16 protein-coding genes are annotated in these 17,685 nt (G+C 70.9%); 10 read left to right on the top strand and 6 right to left on the bottom strand.

Going from position 1 to position 17,685, the window contains the following annotated elements:
- Positions 1-9: 9 nt before the first annotated feature.
- The 4 genes from NGH83_RS04125 to NGH83_RS04140 form a co-directional block, all read right to left on the bottom strand.
- The gene (locus tag NGH83_RS04125; protein ID WP_251857798.1) at positions 10-579 is read right to left on the bottom strand and encodes a hypothetical protein; all 570 of its coding nucleotides are present in this window, start codon (positions 577-579) and stop codon (positions 10-12) included.
- A complete protein-coding gene (locus NGH83_RS04130; RefSeq protein WP_251857799.1) occupies positions 576-1,946 on the bottom strand; it encodes a serine/threonine-protein kinase in 1,371 nt (456 codons plus the stop codon). Before NGH83_RS04130 ends, NGH83_RS04125 begins: the two co-directional genes overlap by 4 nt.
- A gap of 111 nt (positions 1,947-2,057) precedes the next feature.
- The gene (locus tag NGH83_RS04135; protein WP_251857800.1) at positions 2,058-2,576 is read right to left on the bottom strand and encodes a mucin-associated surface protein; all 519 of its coding nucleotides are present in this window, start codon (positions 2,574-2,576) and stop codon (positions 2,058-2,060) included.
- Complete coding sequence (locus NGH83_RS04140; protein WP_251857801.1) at positions 2,573-3,787, bottom strand: serine/threonine-protein kinase; 1,215 nt, start codon at positions 3,785-3,787, stop codon at positions 2,573-2,575. Before NGH83_RS04140 ends, NGH83_RS04135 begins: the two co-directional genes overlap by 4 nt.
- A 138-nt stretch (positions 3,788-3,925) precedes the next feature.
- On the opposite strand from NGH83_RS04140, the gene NGH83_RS04145 reads away from it, so the two are divergent.
- The 6 genes from NGH83_RS04145 (at position 3,926) to ispG (ending at position 10,617) form a co-directional block, all read left to right on the top strand.
- Positions 3,926-5,260: an RIP metalloprotease gene (locus NGH83_RS04145; protein ID WP_251857802.1), complete on the top strand. Its 1,335-nt coding sequence runs from the start codon at positions 3,926-3,928 to the stop codon at positions 5,258-5,260.
- 232 nt (positions 5,261-5,492) lie between these two features.
- Positions 5,493-6,665 (top strand): histidine kinase, encoded by a 1,173-nt coding sequence (locus NGH83_RS04150; protein ID WP_251857803.1) that lies wholly within the window; start codon positions 5,493-5,495, stop codon positions 6,663-6,665.
- Positions 6,662-7,327, top strand: a complete 666-nt coding sequence (locus NGH83_RS04155; RefSeq protein WP_251857804.1) for a response regulator transcription factor — start codon at positions 6,662-6,664, stop codon at positions 7,325-7,327. Before NGH83_RS04150 ends, NGH83_RS04155 begins: the two co-directional genes overlap by 4 nt.
- A gap of 591 nt (positions 7,328-7,918) precedes the next feature.
- On the top strand, positions 7,919-8,212 hold the full coding sequence (locus NGH83_RS04160) for an SHOCT domain-containing protein (RefSeq protein WP_251857805.1): 294 nt from the start codon (positions 7,919-7,921) through the stop codon (positions 8,210-8,212).
- Positions 8,213-8,365: 153 nt separating this feature from the next.
- On the top strand, positions 8,366-9,418 hold the full coding sequence (locus tag NGH83_RS04165; protein WP_251857806.1) for a zinc-dependent alcohol dehydrogenase family protein: 1,053 nt from the start codon (positions 8,366-8,368) through the stop codon (positions 9,416-9,418).
- A 65-nt stretch (positions 9,419-9,483) separates the two neighbouring features.
- Positions 9,484-10,617 (top strand): flavodoxin-dependent (E)-4-hydroxy-3-methylbut-2-enyl-diphosphate synthase, encoded by a 1,134-nt coding sequence (ispG, locus tag NGH83_RS04170; RefSeq protein ID WP_251858449.1) that lies wholly within the window; start codon positions 9,484-9,486, stop codon positions 10,615-10,617.
- 208 nt (positions 10,618-10,825) lie between these two features.
- Here the strand turns inward: ispG and NGH83_RS04175 are convergent, their stop codons facing one another.
- Positions 10,826-11,758 carry a hypothetical protein gene (locus tag NGH83_RS04175; protein ID WP_251857807.1) on the bottom strand — a complete coding sequence of 311 codons (933 nt, stop codon included), beginning with the start codon at positions 11,756-11,758 and terminating at the stop codon, positions 10,826-10,828.
- Between the two features lie 324 nt (positions 11,759-12,082).
- On the opposite strand from NGH83_RS04175, the gene NGH83_RS04180 reads away from it, so the two are divergent.
- From NGH83_RS04180 to NGH83_RS04195, 4 genes are all read left to right on the top strand, one after another.
- The gene (locus NGH83_RS04180) at positions 12,083-13,330 is read left to right on the top strand and encodes an MFS transporter (protein ID WP_251857808.1); all 1,248 of its coding nucleotides are present in this window, start codon (positions 12,083-12,085) and stop codon (positions 13,328-13,330) included.
- 180 nt (positions 13,331-13,510) lie between these two features.
- On the top strand, positions 13,511-14,752 hold the full coding sequence (locus NGH83_RS04185; RefSeq protein ID WP_251857809.1) for a hypothetical protein: 1,242 nt from the start codon (positions 13,511-13,513) through the stop codon (positions 14,750-14,752).
- A 299-nt stretch (positions 14,753-15,051) separates the two neighbouring features.
- Positions 15,052-16,818, top strand: coding sequence for a proline--tRNA ligase (locus NGH83_RS04190; RefSeq protein WP_371872748.1), 1,767 nt, complete (start codon positions 15,052-15,054; stop codon positions 16,816-16,818).
- 2 nt (positions 16,819-16,820) lie between these two features.
- Positions 16,821-17,285, top strand: coding sequence for a nitroreductase/quinone reductase family protein (locus NGH83_RS04195; protein ID WP_251857811.1), 465 nt, complete (start codon positions 16,821-16,823; stop codon positions 17,283-17,285).
- Positions 17,286-17,310: 25 nt separating this feature from the next.
- Here NGH83_RS04195 and NGH83_RS04200 read toward each other — a convergent pair whose 3' ends face one another.
- A complete protein-coding gene (locus NGH83_RS04200; RefSeq protein WP_251857812.1) occupies positions 17,311-17,616 on the bottom strand; it encodes a hypothetical protein in 306 nt (101 codons plus the stop codon).
- Positions 17,617-17,685: the final 69 nt, after the last annotated feature.

The raw sequence follows: 17,685 nt of genomic DNA on the forward strand, positions 1-17,685 counted from the left end.
GTCGGAACTTTACGCGCTCGCGGGTGTCGCCGTCGGCTTCGGCGTCGTCCCGCCGCCCGGTGCGGGGGTCTTGGTGGGAGCGGGCGTCGCCGGGGCGGTCGGTGCCGGGGTCGGTGTCGTCTCCGGCTCCTCCGGTTCCTCCTCGGGATCATCGGAGGGCTCCTCGGTGGGCGGTGCCTCCTCGGCGGGCGGCTCGACGGGATCGGCGGGAGCCTCGTCCTCGTCGTCGCTCGGGGCGGGAGGCGGCGTCAACTGCGCCGCGAGGAAGGCGCGGACCGACTCGACCGCCGCGGCGATGCGCGCGTACCGGTCCTCGTGGACCTCGCCGCGCACCTTCGCGGCTTCGAGCTCCGCCGACACCTGGTCGAGCGACGCGAGCGCTGCCGCGAGGTCTCCGCCTGCGGCCTCGTCGGACACTGCGAGCACCGCCTGCTGCAGCCGTTCGGCTGTGCGGGTTTCGATCGCCGGCGCGGCGGCGCACCCGCTCAACGCGACGGAAGCGGCGAGCACGGCCGCCACGGCGACCCGCCTCGCGGCGGCCCTCGTGAATGCGGCCTTGCGCATGACGGCCCGGTTCACGGCTGCACACTCCGCTGCAACTCGTCGAGCAGGTCTCCGAGCTCGCCGTCAACGGCCGGATACTGCGGGGGAGTGAGCGTCTCGGGTGCCATCAGGTTCGCGATGACGAGTGCCGCGATCGCCGCGGCGAGCAGCACCGCGACGATGATGAGGACCACGTGCAGCGCCCGCCGCGATCTCGGGGCGGCCGCGGTGGTGGTCGGGCCGGTGGGGGAGCCCGGCGCGGCCGGCGTCGTCGCCGTGCCATCGGGGGCGACGGCGACCTGGTCGGTGGGTGCCGGCACCGGCGCGCCGTGCATCACCGCGGTGGAATCGGTGGTCGCGACGACCTCCGCGAAGGCGGCGTCGAGGCGCGCGGTGTCATCGGCGATCTCGTGCACGTCGCCCGCACTCGGAGCGTCCGCGATGCCGACGTCGACAGCGGTGTCGTCGTCCTCGGAATCGCGGTCGGTCGAGCCCGGCAACGGCGTGGCCGCCGTCGCCTGCAGGTCGGACATCGCGGGCATCGCCCGCGTGTGCACGACGGGGGGACCGCCCGCGATGAGGGTCGTCTCGACCTCGGCGGCGCTGATCCTCGACGTGGGGTCGAGACGCGTCATGGCCTGCAGCAGCACCTCATAGTCGGGATCGACGTCCGCGGGGACGAGCGGCTGCGCGACGGTCCGTGCGGCGGCCTGCTCCGCGGGTGTCCCCGCGAACGGCCGCTCCCCGGTGAGGCACTCGAAGAGCACCAGTCCGAGCGCGTACACGTCCGCCGCCGTTCCGACGGTGCCGCCGCCGACCTGCTCGGGGCTGAGGTAGGCCACGGTGCCGAGGATGCTGCCCGCGGTCGTCAGATGCGTCGCGTCGGCCATCCGCGCGATACCGAGATCCGCCAGCTTGGCGTGCAGCACCCCGTCGTCGTCGCGTCGGATGAGGATGTTCGCGGGTTTGACGTCGCGGTGGACGATGCCCTTCGCATGGATGTGGGCGAGGGCGCCGGCGATCTGGGCGATCACCGCGGCGGCGTCATCGGTGCTCAGCGGGCCTGCGCGCAGCAGGGACGCGAGGTGCTCGCCGTCGACGAGTTCCATGACGAGGAACGGCGTCGATCCGTCGTCGCTCAACGCCGCGTCGTGGAGGGTGACGAGACTCGGGTGATTGATGCTGCCGAGCATCTTCATCTCGGCTTCGACACGGCGCGAGTCGCTCGCCTCGGCGACGTCGCTGCGGAAGATCTTGATCGCGACATCGCGGTCGAGGAGCAGGTCGTGCGCCTGATAGACGGTCGCCATGCCGCCCGTGCCGATCGCCGGGCCGAGCCGGTAGCGCCCACCGCCGATGATCTCACCGCTCTCGCTGTCGGTGTCGGGCCGGGTGCTGGTCACGGTCGGGGTCGCTTTCGCTTTCGGCGCTGAGCATCGCCGTTTTTCAGGTGGAGATCAATCGTACGGAAGGGAGCCGGGAAGTTGTCGGGAGTGCCGATGACGCGCGCCGTGTCACCCCTTCTTTCCGTGCCCCTTGCCGTTGCCCTTGTCGTTCCCTTTCCCCGGTTCGGGCGCGGGCTCGGGGGCGGGAGGCGCGGGATCCTCGGCCGCCGCGCGATCGAGTTCGGCCTGCATCTGCTCGAGCCGAGCGGCGAGCTCGGCCGCCTCGCGCTCCTGCGCCGCCGCGGCGTCCGCTTCGGCGGCGACTCGCGCCGCTTCCGCCTCGGCGGCCGCCCGGGCATCGAGCTGAGCGCGGACGTCGGCGATCGCGTTCCGGATCTGGCGGTACCGCGACGGAGTGACTCCGTCGTCGTCGGCGGCGCGTTCGAGGGCGGCCAGTGCCTCGTCGAGGGCGGCGCGGGCGGCCGTCTCGTCGCCGGCGCTCGCGGCCGTCGCGGCCTCGAGGACCTCGGCGCGCAAGCCCTGGGTCACCTCGGAGCGGAGGTCGGGCGCGGGGGCGCAGCCGGCGAGGAGACCGATCGCCGCGACGACGACGGCGGCGGGCATCCATCGGCGCATCGATGCGCTCACGGCTCGATCACCGACTCGAGTCGTTCGAAGGACTCGCCGAGCTCACCGTCGATCGCGGGATAGGAGATCGCGGGTGTCGTCGGTGCAGCGGGCGCCGGCGTCGACAGAGCGGGAATCACGAGTCCGGCCGCGACGAGCAGCACGGCGACGGCGCCGCCGAGCAGAAGCGTCCGTCTCGATGGCCGGCGAGATCGGCCTGTCCGCGACTCGGGCTGCCCGATCTCGGTGTCGTCAGCCGCGTCGGTGTCGACGGTCGACGGGGGAGCGAGGCCAACACCGGCCAGGCGACGCGTGGGCGCTTCGGCGGCGGCCGTCGCGACCGGATCGTCCGCCGTCGTGTCGGCTGCCGCCGTGGTGCGGGCGCCGACGACCGCTGCCGTGGGGCGCGGCGACGTCCAGGATCGGAGTGCGGTGCGGACGGTGGCGGCATCGGGACGGTCGGCCGGATCCGTCGCGGTCATCGCGCGCAGTAGCGCCTCGTCGGCGGCGGACAGCCCGGCGGGGAGAGCGGGGCCGCGCACCAGGCGCGCCGCCATGCTCTCGGCTTCGGTGCCGGGGAAGGCGCGGGCGCCGGTGAGCGCCTCGATCAGCAGCAGGCCGAGCGAGTAGACGTCGCTCGCCGTCGTGACGCGGTCGCCGCGCGCCTGCTCGGGGCTGAGGTAGGCGACCGTGCCGACGATGCTGCCGCCCGCGGTGGCCCGAGTGGCGTCCATGAGGTAGGCGATGCCGAGATCGGCGAGCGTTCCGCGGGGAGTCCCGTCGACGTGCCGCACGAGCACGTTGCCGGGTTTCACATCGCGGTGCACGACGCCGCGGAAGTGCGCGTGCGCCAGCGCAGCCGCGACGTCGGCGACCACGGACACGAGCTCCTCGATGGGAAGCGACCCGGCGGTGCGCGCGAGGTCCGCCCCGTCGACGAGCTCCATCACGATGTACGGGTCGTCGCCGTCGTCGCCGAACCCCGCGTCGTGCAGTGTGACCAGCGATGGGTGCGTCAGGGCGGCGAGGAGGGTGACCTCAGATCGCAGCCGGCGTAGCGTCTCGCCGTCGGACCGCCGATCGCGCAGCACCTTGACCGCCACCTCGCGGGGGATGCGCGTGTCCTGCGCGCGGAAGACGTCCGCGGATCCGCCGCGGCCGATCCGTTCGACCAACCGGTAGCGACCGGCGATGAGGGTTCCGCCGCGCGGCTCGATCTCGATGTCGGTCACCGTTCCCCCTCACGCCGGTCGCCCCCGACCGCTTTTCGCGCTCCGCTTCGAGCCTAAGTCGGCGCTCCTGAAGCGACGCAGGGAAAGCTGCGGGCGCCCTTCGGCGCGTTCATAGACTCGCGCCACTACCCTCAGCACGTGGATTTCCAAGCCGTGCTGCTCTATGTACTCGGCGTGCTCGTCATCGTCATCGGGCTCGCCGTGTCGATCGCGCTGCACGAGATCGGCCACCTGATCCCCGCGAAGCTGTTCGGCGTCAAGGTGACGCAGTACATGATCGGCTTCGGCAAGACCCTCTTCTCCTTCCGCCGGGGCGAGACCGAGTACGGCCTGAAGGCCATCCCGCTCGGCGGCTACGTCGCGATGATCGGCATGTATCCGCCCACGGCTCCCGGCGGCACCGCCCGCAACGCGACGACGGGTGTGTTCAACCAGCTCGTACAGGACGCCCGCGACACCAGCGCCGCCACCATCGGCGAGGAGGAGGACGGTCGCACCTTCTACCGGCTCTCCGTCTGGAAGCGCGTCGTCATCATGCTCGGCGGCCCGTTCATGAACCTTGTGCTCGGCATCCTCTTCTACGCCGTCGTGATCATGGGCTTCGGCCTGCCGATGGCGTCGACGACCATCGGCACCGTCAGCGAATGCGTCCTCCCCTCGACGAGTGATCGCCAGACCTGCGAATCGGCCGACCCCGAGGCGCCGGGGCTCGCCGCCGGCATCCTGCCGGGCGACCGCATCGTCAGCATCGACGGCGAGCAGATCGACAGCTGGACGCAGGCCACCGCACTGATCCGCGAGTCGCCGGGCGACCCGCTCACCGTCGTCGTCGAGCGCGGCGGAAGCGAGGTAACCCTCGAGGCGACGCCGCTGCTCACCGAGCGCTACAGCACCGACGCCGACGGCAACGTGATCACCGATGCCGACGGCGAACCGGTCACCACCGAGGTCGGAGTGCTCGGGATCGGCAGCCAGGAGCAGCTCGTGCCGCAGCCGGCGACCGAAGTGCTGCCCGCCGTCGGGAACAACATCACCGCCGTCGCCGGCATCATCCTGAACCTGCCGCAGCGGCTCATCGATGTCGCGAACGCGGCGTTCGGACCCGGCGACCGCGATCCCGACGGGCCCGTGAGCGTCGTCGGCGTGGGACGTCTGGCGGGTGAGATCGCGAGCCTCGACACCATCCCCGTCGCCTCGCGGATCTCGAGCATGCTGGGCATCCTCGCCTCGCTGAACATCGCGCTCCTCGTGTTCAACCTGGTGCCCCTCGTCCCCCTCGACGGCGGCCACGTCGTCATCGCGCTGTGGGAGGGAGTGAAGCGCGGGTTCGCGAAGCTCTTCCGGCGGAAGGACCCGGGCCCCGTCGACGCGGCGAAGCTGATGCCCGTCACCTTCGCGGTCGTCCTCATCCTCGGCGCGATGAGCGCCCTGCTCATCTACGCCGACATCGTCAAACCCATCAGTGTTCTCTAGCTGCAGTGTTCTTTAGCTGCAGTGTTCTTTAGCTGCGGTGTCCACTAGCTGCGGCGTCCTCTCGCTGCGGGTAGGGCGTTCCGGGCGAACGCGCACATTTCGGCCGGCCACGCGCGCCGGAACGTGCGCGCGGCCGGTTCCACCCATCGCCAACAGGTACTCCTGGCGGAGTACGCGGTCCTCGGTCCGCAGCACGACGCGCCCGCCGCGCGCCGCGGTCTAGCATCGGCGCATGCCCGCGTCCTCGTTCCCGCGCGAGGTCGCCTGGATGCACGACCCCGAGTCGCTCCCGCGTCGAGGGTCGGCGACCGCGCGGCTCGTGCTGCCCGCGGTGCTCGCGTTCCTCATCCAGACCCCGTTCGCGGTGTTCCTCGCCGCGAGGGCGGGATGGTCGTTGGACGGCGCGCTGGCCGTGCTCGCCGCGATCGCAGGGCCGGTCGCCCTGCTCGGCTCACGGCGGTGGCCGGGCCCCGTCGTGGTCGTGTGCGCCGCCGCGGCGACCCTTGGACTGGTCGTCGGAGCGGGCGCCGGTTTCGGGCCGCCTCCCGTCGCGTTGCTCTTGGCGATCGTGCTCGCCATCGTGCGCGGAGCGCGGGTCTGGGCGCTCGCGGCGCTCGCCGCGACGTGGACGGCGATCCTCGTGCTGCTCGCGGTGGGCGGAACCGCCGTGCATCCGCCCCGCATCGTCGCCTTCGGGGTCGGTCTGCTCATCGCGGTCGGCGCGGGGGAGTTCGCTCGCGGGCGACGCGAACGCTACGAACGGTTCCGCAGCGGGCTGCGCGAGCAGCGGCAGAGCGCCGAGCAGGCCGAACGCGTGCGGATCGCCCGCGAACTGCACGACGTGCTCGCCCACTCGCTGTCGTCGATCAACGTGCAGGCCGGCATGGGTCTGCACCTCATCGAGACCCGGCCCGAGAAGGCCGCCGAGGCGCTCGCCGCGATCAAGGCGGCCAGCAAGGACGCCCTTGACGAGGTGCGCGGAGTCATCGGCGTGCTGCGCGCCGACGACGACGCCCCGCGACGTCCGGAGCCCGGGCTCGACGGGCTCGACGCCCTCGCCGAGCCGCTCCGCGCGAGCGGCATCACCGTCGAGGTGCGCGACGACCTCGCGGACCAGCCGTCCGCCGCCGTGCAGCTGGCGCTCTACCGGATCGCGCAGGAGAGCCTGACGAACGTGCTGCGTCATGCGGAGGCCCGCCGCGTCGAGGTGTCGGTCGCTCCGCACGAGGACGGCGTCGAACTCGTCATCATCGACGACGGTCATGGCGGGCACCCATCCCCGGGCGGACGCGGACTGCTCGGCATGGCGGAGCGCGCCACCCTGCTCGGCGGCACCTTCGAGGCGGGGCCTGCCGGCTCCGGCGGGTTCCGCGTCCGCGCCATCCTGCCGAAGGGGAACCGATGACGATCACCATCGCGATCGCCGACGACCAGCAGCTCGTGCGCGGTGGTTTCCGCGCGCTCCTCGACGCGGAGGCGGACATGCGGGTCGTCGGAGAGGCGGGCACGGGCGAGGGGATCGTCGCCCTCGTCGAACGCGAGCGCCCCGATGTCGTGCTCATGGACATCCGCATGCCCGGTCTGGACGGCATCGAGGCCACGACCCGGATCGTGTCCGACCCCACCCTCTCCGCCACCCGTATCGTCGTCGTGACGACGTTCGAACTCGACGATTACGTGGTCGCCGCGATCCGCGCCGGTGCCAGCGGCTTCCTCGTGAAGGACACCGAGCCGGTCGAGCTGATCCGCGCCGTGCGGGTCGTCGCCGGCGGTGACGCGCTTCTTTCGCCTGGAGTGACGCGGCGTCTGCTCGCCCGAGTCGCCGAGGGGGCCCGCGCCCCTCACGACCAGGGTCTGCTCGACTCGCTGACGGATCGGGAGCGCGAGGTGCTGGTGCAGGTGGCCGCGGGGCGCAGTAACGAGGAGATCGCGGCGGAACTGTTCCTGTCGCCGCTCACGGCGAAGACCCACGTGTCGCGCATCCTGACCAAGCTCGGCGTCCGCGACCGAGTGCAGCTCGTCGTGCTCGCCTACGAGTCGGGGCTCGTGAAGCCCGGCTGGCACTGACCCACCCCACCCTCCACTCGGCGCTGCTGACCAAATCAAGGAAAAAGCGGTGTCGAGTCACACGTTCATGCCGATCCGGGGCCGTCAGAGGTGAAATCTCCTTGATTTGGTCAGTCGCCCAGCGCGGACAGGTTGAGTGGCTGACCGAATGCAGGAGAAATTGGTCGGGTAGGCCCCGAATCGGGCAGTTTTCCGGGTTTCGGGCGAAGAACTCCTGCATTTGGTCAGCCGCCCGCCATGCCTCTGACCAAATCAAGGAGAAAGCAGGTTCGAGTCACACGTTCATGCGGATCCGGGGCCATCGGCGCCGTGATCTCCTTGATTTGGTCAGTCACCCCGTCCGCACGCGGCGGGTGGCTGCCCGAATGCAGGAGAAATTGCTCGGGCAAGCCCCGAATCAGGCAGTTTTCCGGGTTTCGGACGAAAAACTCCTGCATTCGGTCAGCCACTCGGGGGAGTGAGGGTGGCGGAGCTACTCCCGGGTGAGTAGCGGGGATTCGTCGTTGCGGCGGATTCGGGCGACACGTCCGCTGGCGAGGCTGGAAGCACGGTCCGACCGGACCCGTTTCCTCATCGACAGAGATGGTCGTCATGTTCACCACCGCCCTCACCACCGTCGCCATGCACGGCGGTCCCTTCGCCGCCGGCTTCGGCTGGATCCCCCTCCTCGTGATCCCGCTGTTCTGGATCGCGTTCTTCACCCTCCTCTTCGTCCTGCTCCGTCGCCGGGGTCGCGGGCCGTGGGGCCCCGGTCCGTGGGCGCAGGGCGGCCCCGGTAACCCGTGGGCTCAGCGCAGCGCCGAGCAGGTCCTGGCCGAGCGCTTCGCCCGCGGCGACATCGACGAGACCGAATACCGCGCGCGCCTCGAGGTCCTCCGCTCCTGAACCACCTACCGCGAGATCCGATATTGCGGGCACAGACGCACTGGGCCCACCCGCGCCCGTTCGCGCGGGGGGATTCGGCGGGCACGCAAGCCCGGAACGTGCGTTCTCGCGGCTCCCAGGAGCACGTCGCCGCCCCTGCCTAAGGTGGATCGCATGCTCGCCACCGTCATCCACGCCGCCCGGGACATCCGCATCGAGGAGGTCCCCGACCCGGTCGTCTCGACCGGACGCGACGCGATTGTCAGGGTGGTGGCGAGCTGCGTCTGCGGCTCCGACCTGTGGCCCTACCGCGGCGTGACCCCCACGAAGCACGCCCACCGCATCGGCCACGAATTCGTCGGCGTCGTCGAACAGATCGGCGACGGCGTCGAGAACGTGAGAATCGGCGATTTCGTGATCGCCCCCTTCTACCTCTGCGACATGACCTGCGAGAACTGCCGCAACGGGTTCAGCACCTCGTGCCTGAACGGCGGTTGGTGGGGTTCGAAGGACCGCACAGGCGGGTTCGCCGACGGCGGCCAGGGCGAGTTCGTGCGGGTGCCGGATGCGGACGGCACCCTCGCGGTGGTGCCCGGCGGTATGCCGGCGCCAGAGTTGATCCCGCACCTGCTCACCCTGTCGGACGTCATGGGCACCGGTCACCACGCCGCGGTCAGCGCCGGCGTGACGAAGGGCTCGACGGTCGTCGTCGTCGGCGACGGCGCGGTCGGGCTCTGCGCGGTGCTCGCGGCGAAGCGCCTCGGGGCGTCGCGGATCGTCGCGATGTCCCGGCACGAGAGCCGCCAGGCGGTCGCCCGCGAGTTCGGCGCGACCGACATCGTCGAGGAGCGCGCCGACGAGGGCGTCGCCCGCATCAAGGAGCCGTTCGACGGCATCGGGCCCGACTGCGTGCTCGAGTGCGTCGGCACCGAGGAGTCGATGGATCAGGCCCTTCGGTCCGCCCGGCCCGGAGGCCAGGTGGGCTTCGTCGGGGTGCCGAACGGCGGTCCCGAGCTGCCGATGCAGACCATGTTCAGCACGAACGTCGGGGTGCGCGGGGGAGTGGCGCCGGTCCGCAATTACGTCGACGAGCTGCTGCCCGAGGTGCTCGACGGACGTCTTCGACCCGGCCTCGTCTTCGACCTCGAGCTGCCGCTCACCGAGGTCGCCGAGGGGTATGCCGCGATGGATGAGCGCCGCGCCATCAAGGTGCTGCTGCGTCCCTAGCGCCTCGCGGCCGACGTTCACCCGGGAGGTTTACGCTTCATAGCGTGCCTGCAGTGAATATCGGTATGCCGAAGCCCGCCCCCGAGACCCTGGCCCCGCGCCGCAAGTCGCGCCAGATCAAGGTCGGCAAGGTCCTCGTCGGCGGCGACGCGCCCGTCTCGGTGCAGTCGATGACCACCACGGCGACGACGAACATCAACGCGACGCTGCAGCAGATCGCCGAGCTCACCGCCTCGGGCTGCGACATCGTCCGCGTGGCGGTGCCCAGCCAGGACGACGCGGATGTGCTGCACATCATCGCGAAGAAGAGCCAGATTCCTGTCATCGCCGACATCCACTTCCAGCCGAAGTACGTCTTCCAGGCGATCGACGCCGGCTGCGCCGCGGTGCGCGTCAATCCCGGCAACATCCGCAAGTTCGACGACCAGGTCGGCGCGATCGCGAAGGCCGCGAAGGACGCCGGCGTGAGCCTGCGCATCGGCGTTAACGCAGGATCCCTCGATCGTCGCCTGCTCGAGAAGTACGGCAAGGCCACCCCCGAGGCGCTCGTCGAGAGCGCCGTCTGGGAGGCAAGCCTGTTCGAGGAGCACGACTTCCACGACTTCAAGATCTCGGTCAAGCACAACGACCCGATCGTCATGGTGAAGGCGTACCGTCAGCTCGCCGAACGCGGCGATTGGCCGCTGCACCTCGGCGTCACCGAGGCGGGCCCCGAGTTCCAGGGCACGATCAAGAGCGCGACGGCGTTCGGAATCCTGCTCTCCGAGGGCATCGGCGACACGATCCGCGTCTCGCTGTCGGCTCCTCCCGCGCAGGAGGTGAAGGTCGGGCTGCAGATCCTGCAGTCCCTGAACCTCCGCGAGCGCAAGCTCGAGATCGTCTCGTGCCCGTCGTGCGGACGCGCGCAGGTCGACGTGTACACGCTCGCCAACGACGTCACCGAGGGTCTCCAGGGCATGACCGTGCCGCTGCGCGTGGCCGTGATGGGCTGCGTCGTGAACGGCCCCGGCGAGGCTCGCGAGGCCGACCTCGGTGTCGCCTCCGGCAACGGCAAGGGTCAGATCTTCGTCAAGGGCGAGGTCATCAAGACCGTTCCCGAGGCGGACATCGTGCGCACCCTCATCGAGGAGGCGAACCGCATCGCCGACGAGATGGGCCCCGGCGCCGAGACGGGCACCCCCGAGGTCGTCACCGTCTGACCTCGGCGGCGCCTGCACGGCGCGACCCGCGCCGCAACTCCGGCCCGCAACGCCCACGGGTGCACGGATCAGAACGATGTACACCGATCAGGAGATCCGCCGCGGATCAGGACGATGACGGGCGTCGCGCTCGGCGGGTCGCCTCCTCGATCCTGATCCATGCACCCCGCCGCCGACGGAAGGGCGCCCCCGCGGGACGCCGACGCGATCAGGGCGCGGCGATCCGCTCGAGCAGCACTTCGGCGGCCGCCTGGATGCGCGCCTTGTCGAGCGGCACCCCGGATTCGATGCCGCCGACGCGCAGCCACCCGCCGTCGGTGAAGACGTCGAGGGTCGCGGTCGGACCGCCCTCGGGCAGCTCGTCGCCGACATTCATGATGGTCACCCAGCGTGCAGCGAGCGCTCCCTCGACTTCAGCGTCCTCGACGCCCTGGCCGGTCGGCGTCACCGTGTCGACCCACGACCCTCCGGGAACGAGCTCGAACCAGACGAAGGTGGCCTCGTCGGCGAGCGTGTCGCCCTCGGCGCAGAAGAGCGCACCCTGCGTGGCGTAGGCCACCTGCTGCTCGGGCTCCATGCCTCGAGGTGCGGTGGACGACGGCGCCCCCGGCAGAGCCGCCGCGGTCGCGGCCGCTCCCTCGGGATCGACGGCATCGCAGGATGAGATGTCCGCCCACGCCGAAGAGGGACGCTGCCAGGTCTGCTCCGGCAGCGAACGCAACCGGTCGAGGGCCGCGCTCACCAGTTCGTCGCCGGCGGAGTAGGGGTCCTCGGCTCCGCCGCGGTAGCTGATCCTGATCCAGTCGCCGCCGTCGATGTAGCTGCCTGAGCAGGCGTAGCTGTCGGGGGTGAAGCGTGTGCACCCGAGAGTCGACTGGTCGGTGGTGCGGATGTCGCCGCTGACCCTTTCGCCGAGCAACGGGCGTCCGGCTTCGCCGGCTCCAGGCACGACGCTGAAGCGCACCTCACGGCCGGCGCCGCCGACCAGCATGCAGGTGAGGAGCCCGGCTTGAGCTTCGGCGGCGACCGAGACGTCGTAGTGATCGGCCAGGGTGACGGAGCTGGCGGCGGGGTCGTCGCCGCTCCAGGTCATCGGGCCGAACACGTCGAGCGCGGATCCGAAGAGGCTCCCGCAGTCCACGCCCGCCCAGTGCGGTTGCGGCGCCGCGACGGGCGCGAGAGTCGCCGGAGCGGCGGAGGGAGTCGGGCTCGGTGTCGAGGCCGACGGCGCCGGGGCGGGATCAGCCTGGGCAGGCGCGCATCCCGCGAGTAATAGCGGAGCGATGACCCCGAGTACGACCAGTGCGCGCCGCGTTCCGGCGCGAGAAAGACGGTGTTCCCCCATGGCTGCACAGTACGACGGGGCCGCCTGGGCTCGGAAGGCGCGGTGTCGAATCGTTATCCCGATCTTGAGGCGGCGGTGCAAGACCTTCGGCGGCCAGCGAAGCGTCACTAGATTGACGGCATGAGCGCCGAGGAGCCGATTGTCGATCGGGCCGTTCAGCGCAGGACACTGGTCGTGCTGTCGGTGGGGCAGATCCTGTCCGGGGTCGGCCTCGGCGCCGGGGTCTCACTCGGCGCCCTGCTGCTTGCCGATCTCGCGCGCGACGAATCCGTGTCCGGACTCGCGGCGACCGCCGGCACGCTCGGAGCCGCGGTGTTCGCGATCCCGCTCGCCCGCCTCGCGCGGCGATTGGGCCGGCGACCCGCCCTCGGCACGGGCGCGGCGATCGCGGCGGTCGGCGCGCTCGCCGTGATCGGAAGCGGACTGCTTGGGTCGCCGGTACTCCTCGTCGCGGCCCTCCTGGTGCTTGGCGCCGGCAACGCGGTGAACCTGCAGGCGCGCTTCGCCGCGGTCGACCTCGCGTCCCCGAGTCACCGGGGCCGGGACCTTTCGGTCGTGGTGTGGATGACGACCGTCGGCATCGTGGTCGGCCCCAATCTGGTCACGCCCGGGCAGGCGCTTGGCGACGCTCTCGGGCTGCCGGACATGACCGGTCCGTTCGTCATCACCGTGGCGTGCCAGCTGCTCGCCGCCCTGCTCTACCTCGTCACCCTGCGCCCGGACCCGCTGCAGGCGGCCCTGCGCGAGGCGCGACTCGGCGCCGTGGCCACCCGCCACCGCGGCGTCCTGGCCACCCTGCGCACGGTTCCCTCTCGAACCAGGGGTGCCATCGCGATCGTCGCCTTCGCCCACGCGACGATGGTGGCGGTGATGGCGATGACCCCGGTGCACCTCGTCCACCAGGGTGCGACGCTGACCATCGTCGGGCTCACGATCAGCCTGCACACCCTCGGCATGTTCGGGCTCTCGCCGGTGTTCGGCTGGCTCAGCGACAGGATCGGTCGCGAGAGCGTCGTGCTCGGCGGACAGGCGATCACCGGCGTTTCGCTGATCATCGGCTGGGTCGCCTCGGCATCGCAGGTCGCCGTCACGATCGCTCTGATCCTGCTCGGCCTCGGCTGGTCGGCGACCACGATCGCCGGATCCGCGCTCGTCGCCGGGGGAGCGGCGATCGAGGACCGGGCGTCGGTGCAGGGCGTCTCCGACACCGCGATGAACCTGGCCGGGGCGCTCGGCGGGGGGCTTGCCGGCATCGTGCTCGCTCTTCTCGGCTATGCGGGACTGAACGCCGCAGTGCTCGTCCTCGTCGCCGCAGGCGCGGTGCTCGCCCTGCGGCAACGCCCCGTGCGCGCAGTGCCGGTCGGCTGACCCCGTCTCGAATCCCGGCGCCGTCGCGCGCCCTCGGGCAGGCGCGAGCAGCGCTCGTCAGCTCCGCTCGCTACGGAGTCCTTCTCACGTTCGCGACACCCTGAGAATCGACGGCGAACCGCGCGTCGCTGTCCATAGCGTGATCCGGCACCATTCGCACCACATTCGAAACGGATCCTCATGGCGACTCGTCGCATCCCTGTCCTGCCCGCCCTCGGCGCAGCCATCGCGCTCATCGCGGCACCCTTCGTCGGCGCTTCGGCGGCCTCCGCCCTCCCGGCGCCCGACCCCGATCTCGGCATCCTCGTCTTCTCGAAGGAGGGGTTCACCGACCCCGACGAGGAGGATGCCGACATCAGCGCCGAGCTCGCCCTGATCGGCTCGGTCACGACCTTCGACGGTGGCGACGGCTCAGCAGCGGCCTGGACCGCCGCGCTCGCTGACCAGGACGTCGTCGTCTTCCCGGAGGGTCTGGTCTATGCCGATGGCGGGACGGACGTGATGTCCGAGGAGGCCGTCGTCGTGGTCAAGGACTGGGTGAGCGCGGGGCGCACCGCCCTCGGCACGGGGTCCTACACTCACGGCGATCTGGTGGATGTGCTCACCGGAGTCGATTACACCGACGTCTGGTCGAACGGAAGAACAGGCGGCGAGTGGTCGCTGCAGCTCGACGACGCAACCCTGCCGACAACCCTCCCGAACGCGAACTACGCGGGCGGACTCCTCGCCTACAGCACCTGGAGCGACGCGCAAAAGGCGTCCGTGACTCCCGTGTACCTCTCCGATGACGACAACCTCGGCGTCGCGTCCTTCTCGGTCGGCGGAGGACAGTTCCTCTACTACGCCTACGACTGGTTCCCCGCCGCGAACGAGGCGACCAACGGCGTCCGCGCCGCCTGGAACGAGGCGCTGCGCCTCGGAGCCGGTGGGCGTCTGACCCCGGCCCCGACGGCGCCGGCACCCACCTCGCCGGTGCCCGCACCGAGCGCCGCCGCCCTGTCGCTCGAGCTGAAGATCGCGGCCGGCCAGCCGGTCGCGGGCGGCAAGGCGAACTTCACGGCCGAGGGACTGAAGCCCGGCGCCGACTTCTCGCTGGTGCTCCGCTCCACGCCGATCACCCTCGCCGCGGGAGCCGTGCCCGTCGACGGCGCCGTCTCGCAGGAGATCACCATCCCGGCCGGTCTCGAAGCGGGCTGGCACAGCCTCACCTTCGCCAGCACCTTCGCCGACGGCTCGGTCGCGAACTCGGTGCTCTGGTTCGAGATCGACGCATCGGGCGCGCTCCTGCAGACCAGCACCACCGCCCCGGCGCTCGCCGCGACCGGAGCCGCCGCCCTGCCGCTCGGTGCCCTCGCGCTCGGACTGCTCGTCGCCGGCGGTGTGGTCGTCCTGCTCCGTCGCCGCGCGACCGCGGGTAGCTGATGCGCTGAATCAGTGAGTCGCTGACGCTCTGACGCGCTGAGGAGGGGCGGTCGATCTTCGGATCGGCCGCCCCTTCGTCGTCCCCGCGCAAAGGCCGTGCGCGCCGTCGGTGCACGGATCAGGAGTTCCGACTCGAAAGAGGGCACCTCGCACACGGATCAGGAGAGTTGGGACGACTTCTCCTGATCCGCGCACGAACTCCTGATCCGTGCACACGGGATCGGGGCCCTCGGGTTGGGGGAGGCTCTGCGACGGATGGGGCGCGGGCAGGTCGGTAGGCTTGGCGGGTGCTAGCCCGCATGTCAACGCTCTTCGTCCGCACCCTCCGTGAGGACCCCTCCGACGCCGAGGTCGCGAGCCACCGACTCCTCGTCCGCGCCGGATACATCCGCCGCGAGGCCCCCGGCATCTTCGCCTGGCTGCCGCTCGGTCTGCGGGTGCGCGCCAAGGTCGAGGAGATCATCCGCGAAGAGATGACCGCGGCCGGCGCCCAAGAGGTCCTCTTCCCGGCGCTGCTCCCGCGCGAGCCCTACGAGGTGACCGGGCGGTGGGAGGAGTACGGCGACGGCATCTTCCGTCTGAAGGATCGCAAGGACGCCGACTACCTGCTCGCCCCCACCCACGAAGAGGTTTTCACCCTCCTGGTGAAGGACCTCTACTCCTCCTACAAGGACCTGCCGCTCACGATCTACCAGATCCAGGACAAGTACCGCGACGAGGCCCGCCCCCGCGCCGGTCTGCTGCGTGGCCGCGAGTTCTCGATGAAGGACGCCTACTCGTTCGACTGGACCGACCACGGCCTCGACATCAGCTACCAGGCGCAGCGCGACGCCTACGAGCGCATCTTCCAGCGCCTCGGCCTCGAATACGTCATCGTCGCCGCCGACGCGGGCGCGATGGGCGGATCGAAGAGCGAGGAATTCCTGCACCCGACCGAGATCGGCGAGGACACCTTCGTCCGCTCCGCCGGCGGCTACACCGCCAACGTCGAGGCGTACACGACGCCCGTCCCCGAGTCGATCCCGTTCGACGACGCCCCGGCCGCCGAGATCCTCGATTCGCCCGCCACCTCGACCATCCAGACCCTCGTGGACTTCGCGAACGCGGAGCACCCTCGCGAGGACCGGGAGTGGACCGCCGCCGACACCCTGAAGAACGTCGTGCTCGCGCTCACCCATCTCGACGGCACCCGCGAGGTCGTCGTCGTCGGGCTCCCCGGCGACCGCGAGGTCGACATGAAGCGCGCCGAGGTCGCCTTCCAGCCCGCCGAGGTCGAAGCCGCCACCGAGGCCGACTTCGACAAGACGCCGGGCCTGGTCAAGGGGTACATCGGCCCCTGGTCGCCCGAAGGCCCCGTGCTCGGGCTCGAGTCGGCCACCGACATGCGCTACCTCCTCGACCCCCGCGTCGTCGACGGCACCGCATGGATCACCGGCGCCAACGAGTACGAGAAGCACGTGTTCGGCCTCGTCGCCGGTCGCGACTTCACCAGCGACGGCACCGTCGAGATCGCCGACGTCCGTGAAGGCGACGCGGCACCCGACGGATCCGGGCCCGTCACGCTGGCCCGCGGCACCGAGATCGGTCACGTCTTCCAGCTCGGCCGCAAGTACGCCGAAGCGCTCGGGCTGCAGGTGCTCGATCCCAACGGCAAGCTCGTCACCGTGACGATGGGATCGTACGGGATCGGCGTCACCCGCAACCTCGCGCTGATCGCCGAGGCGAACAACGACGGACGCGGGCTCGTCTGGCCCCGCGCCGTCGCGCCCTACGACGTGCACATCATCGCCACCGGCAGGGACGAGGCGGTCTTCGAGTTCGCGGCCACCCTGTCCGCCGAGCTCGAGAAGACCGGACTCGACGTGCTCTACGACGACCGCCCCAAGGTCTCGCCGGGCGTCAAGTTCGGCGATGCCGAACTGCTCGGAATGCCCACGATCGTGATCGTCGGCAAGGGCTACGCCGCCGGCGAGGTCGAGCTGTGGGACCGCCGCACCGGCGAACGCCGTGCGGTGCCCCTCGACGGCGCGGCCAACGAGGTCATCGCCGAGGTGCGCGGCTTCTAGCGATGCCGTCGGGGAGCGAGAAGTACATCCGGCCGGGACGACCGACCAGGATCGCCAACGCGCTCCTCACCGCGCTCGGACGCCGCGGGGTCAGCCTCGCCGGATCCCGCACGCTCACCATCGTGGGCCGGGTGAGCGGCGAGCCGCGCTCGACGCCGGTCAACCCGCTCACCCTGGGAACCGAGACGTACCTCGTCGCGGCGCGCGGCACCACCGAGTGGGTCCGCAACCTCCGCGTCGCGGGCGAGGGAACGCTGACCCTCGGCCGCGAGGTCACCCTGTTCACGGCCGTCGAAGTCGTCGGCGAGGAGCGGGTGCCCATCCTCCGGGTCTACCTCGCCAAGTGGGCGTGGGAGGTCGGCACGTTCTTCGAACTGCCGAAGAACCCCAGCACGGCGGCGATCCGGGCGGTCGCACCGCTGCATCCGGTGTTCCGGCTGCGCCTCGGCGAGCCGACTCGGAAGTGACCGAGGTCCGCGAGTCGACGCCTGCTCAGGCGACCGGGTCGACGAAGGTGATCCACTTCTCGGCGATGCGCTGAGGCTGCCCCTCGAACACCGCCGAACGCTCGGGTGAGGCGTTGTAGTGCTCCTCGAACTGCAGGAAGCCCGCCCGGTCGCCGGGCACGCTGACCGCCCACGTGAACAGCGAGTGCTCCGGATCGGCGTAGGCGAACTCGATGTGGAAGCCGAACTCGGCGCGCATCGGCAGCAGATCGTCGCGCATCCACTCCACGAAATCGTCGAACATCTCGGGGTGGATGCGGTAGCGGCGCAGTTGGACGGTTCGGATCCTCACAGGGGCATTCTCTCGCAGTCCGCATGAGCGTCTCGCAGGTAGCGCAGGCCGCCGATCGGGTACCGTAGA

Source organism: Herbiconiux sp. L3-i23, assembly GCF_023734115.1.
Classification (GTDB): domain Bacteria; phylum Actinomycetota; class Actinomycetes; order Actinomycetales; family Microbacteriaceae; genus Naasia.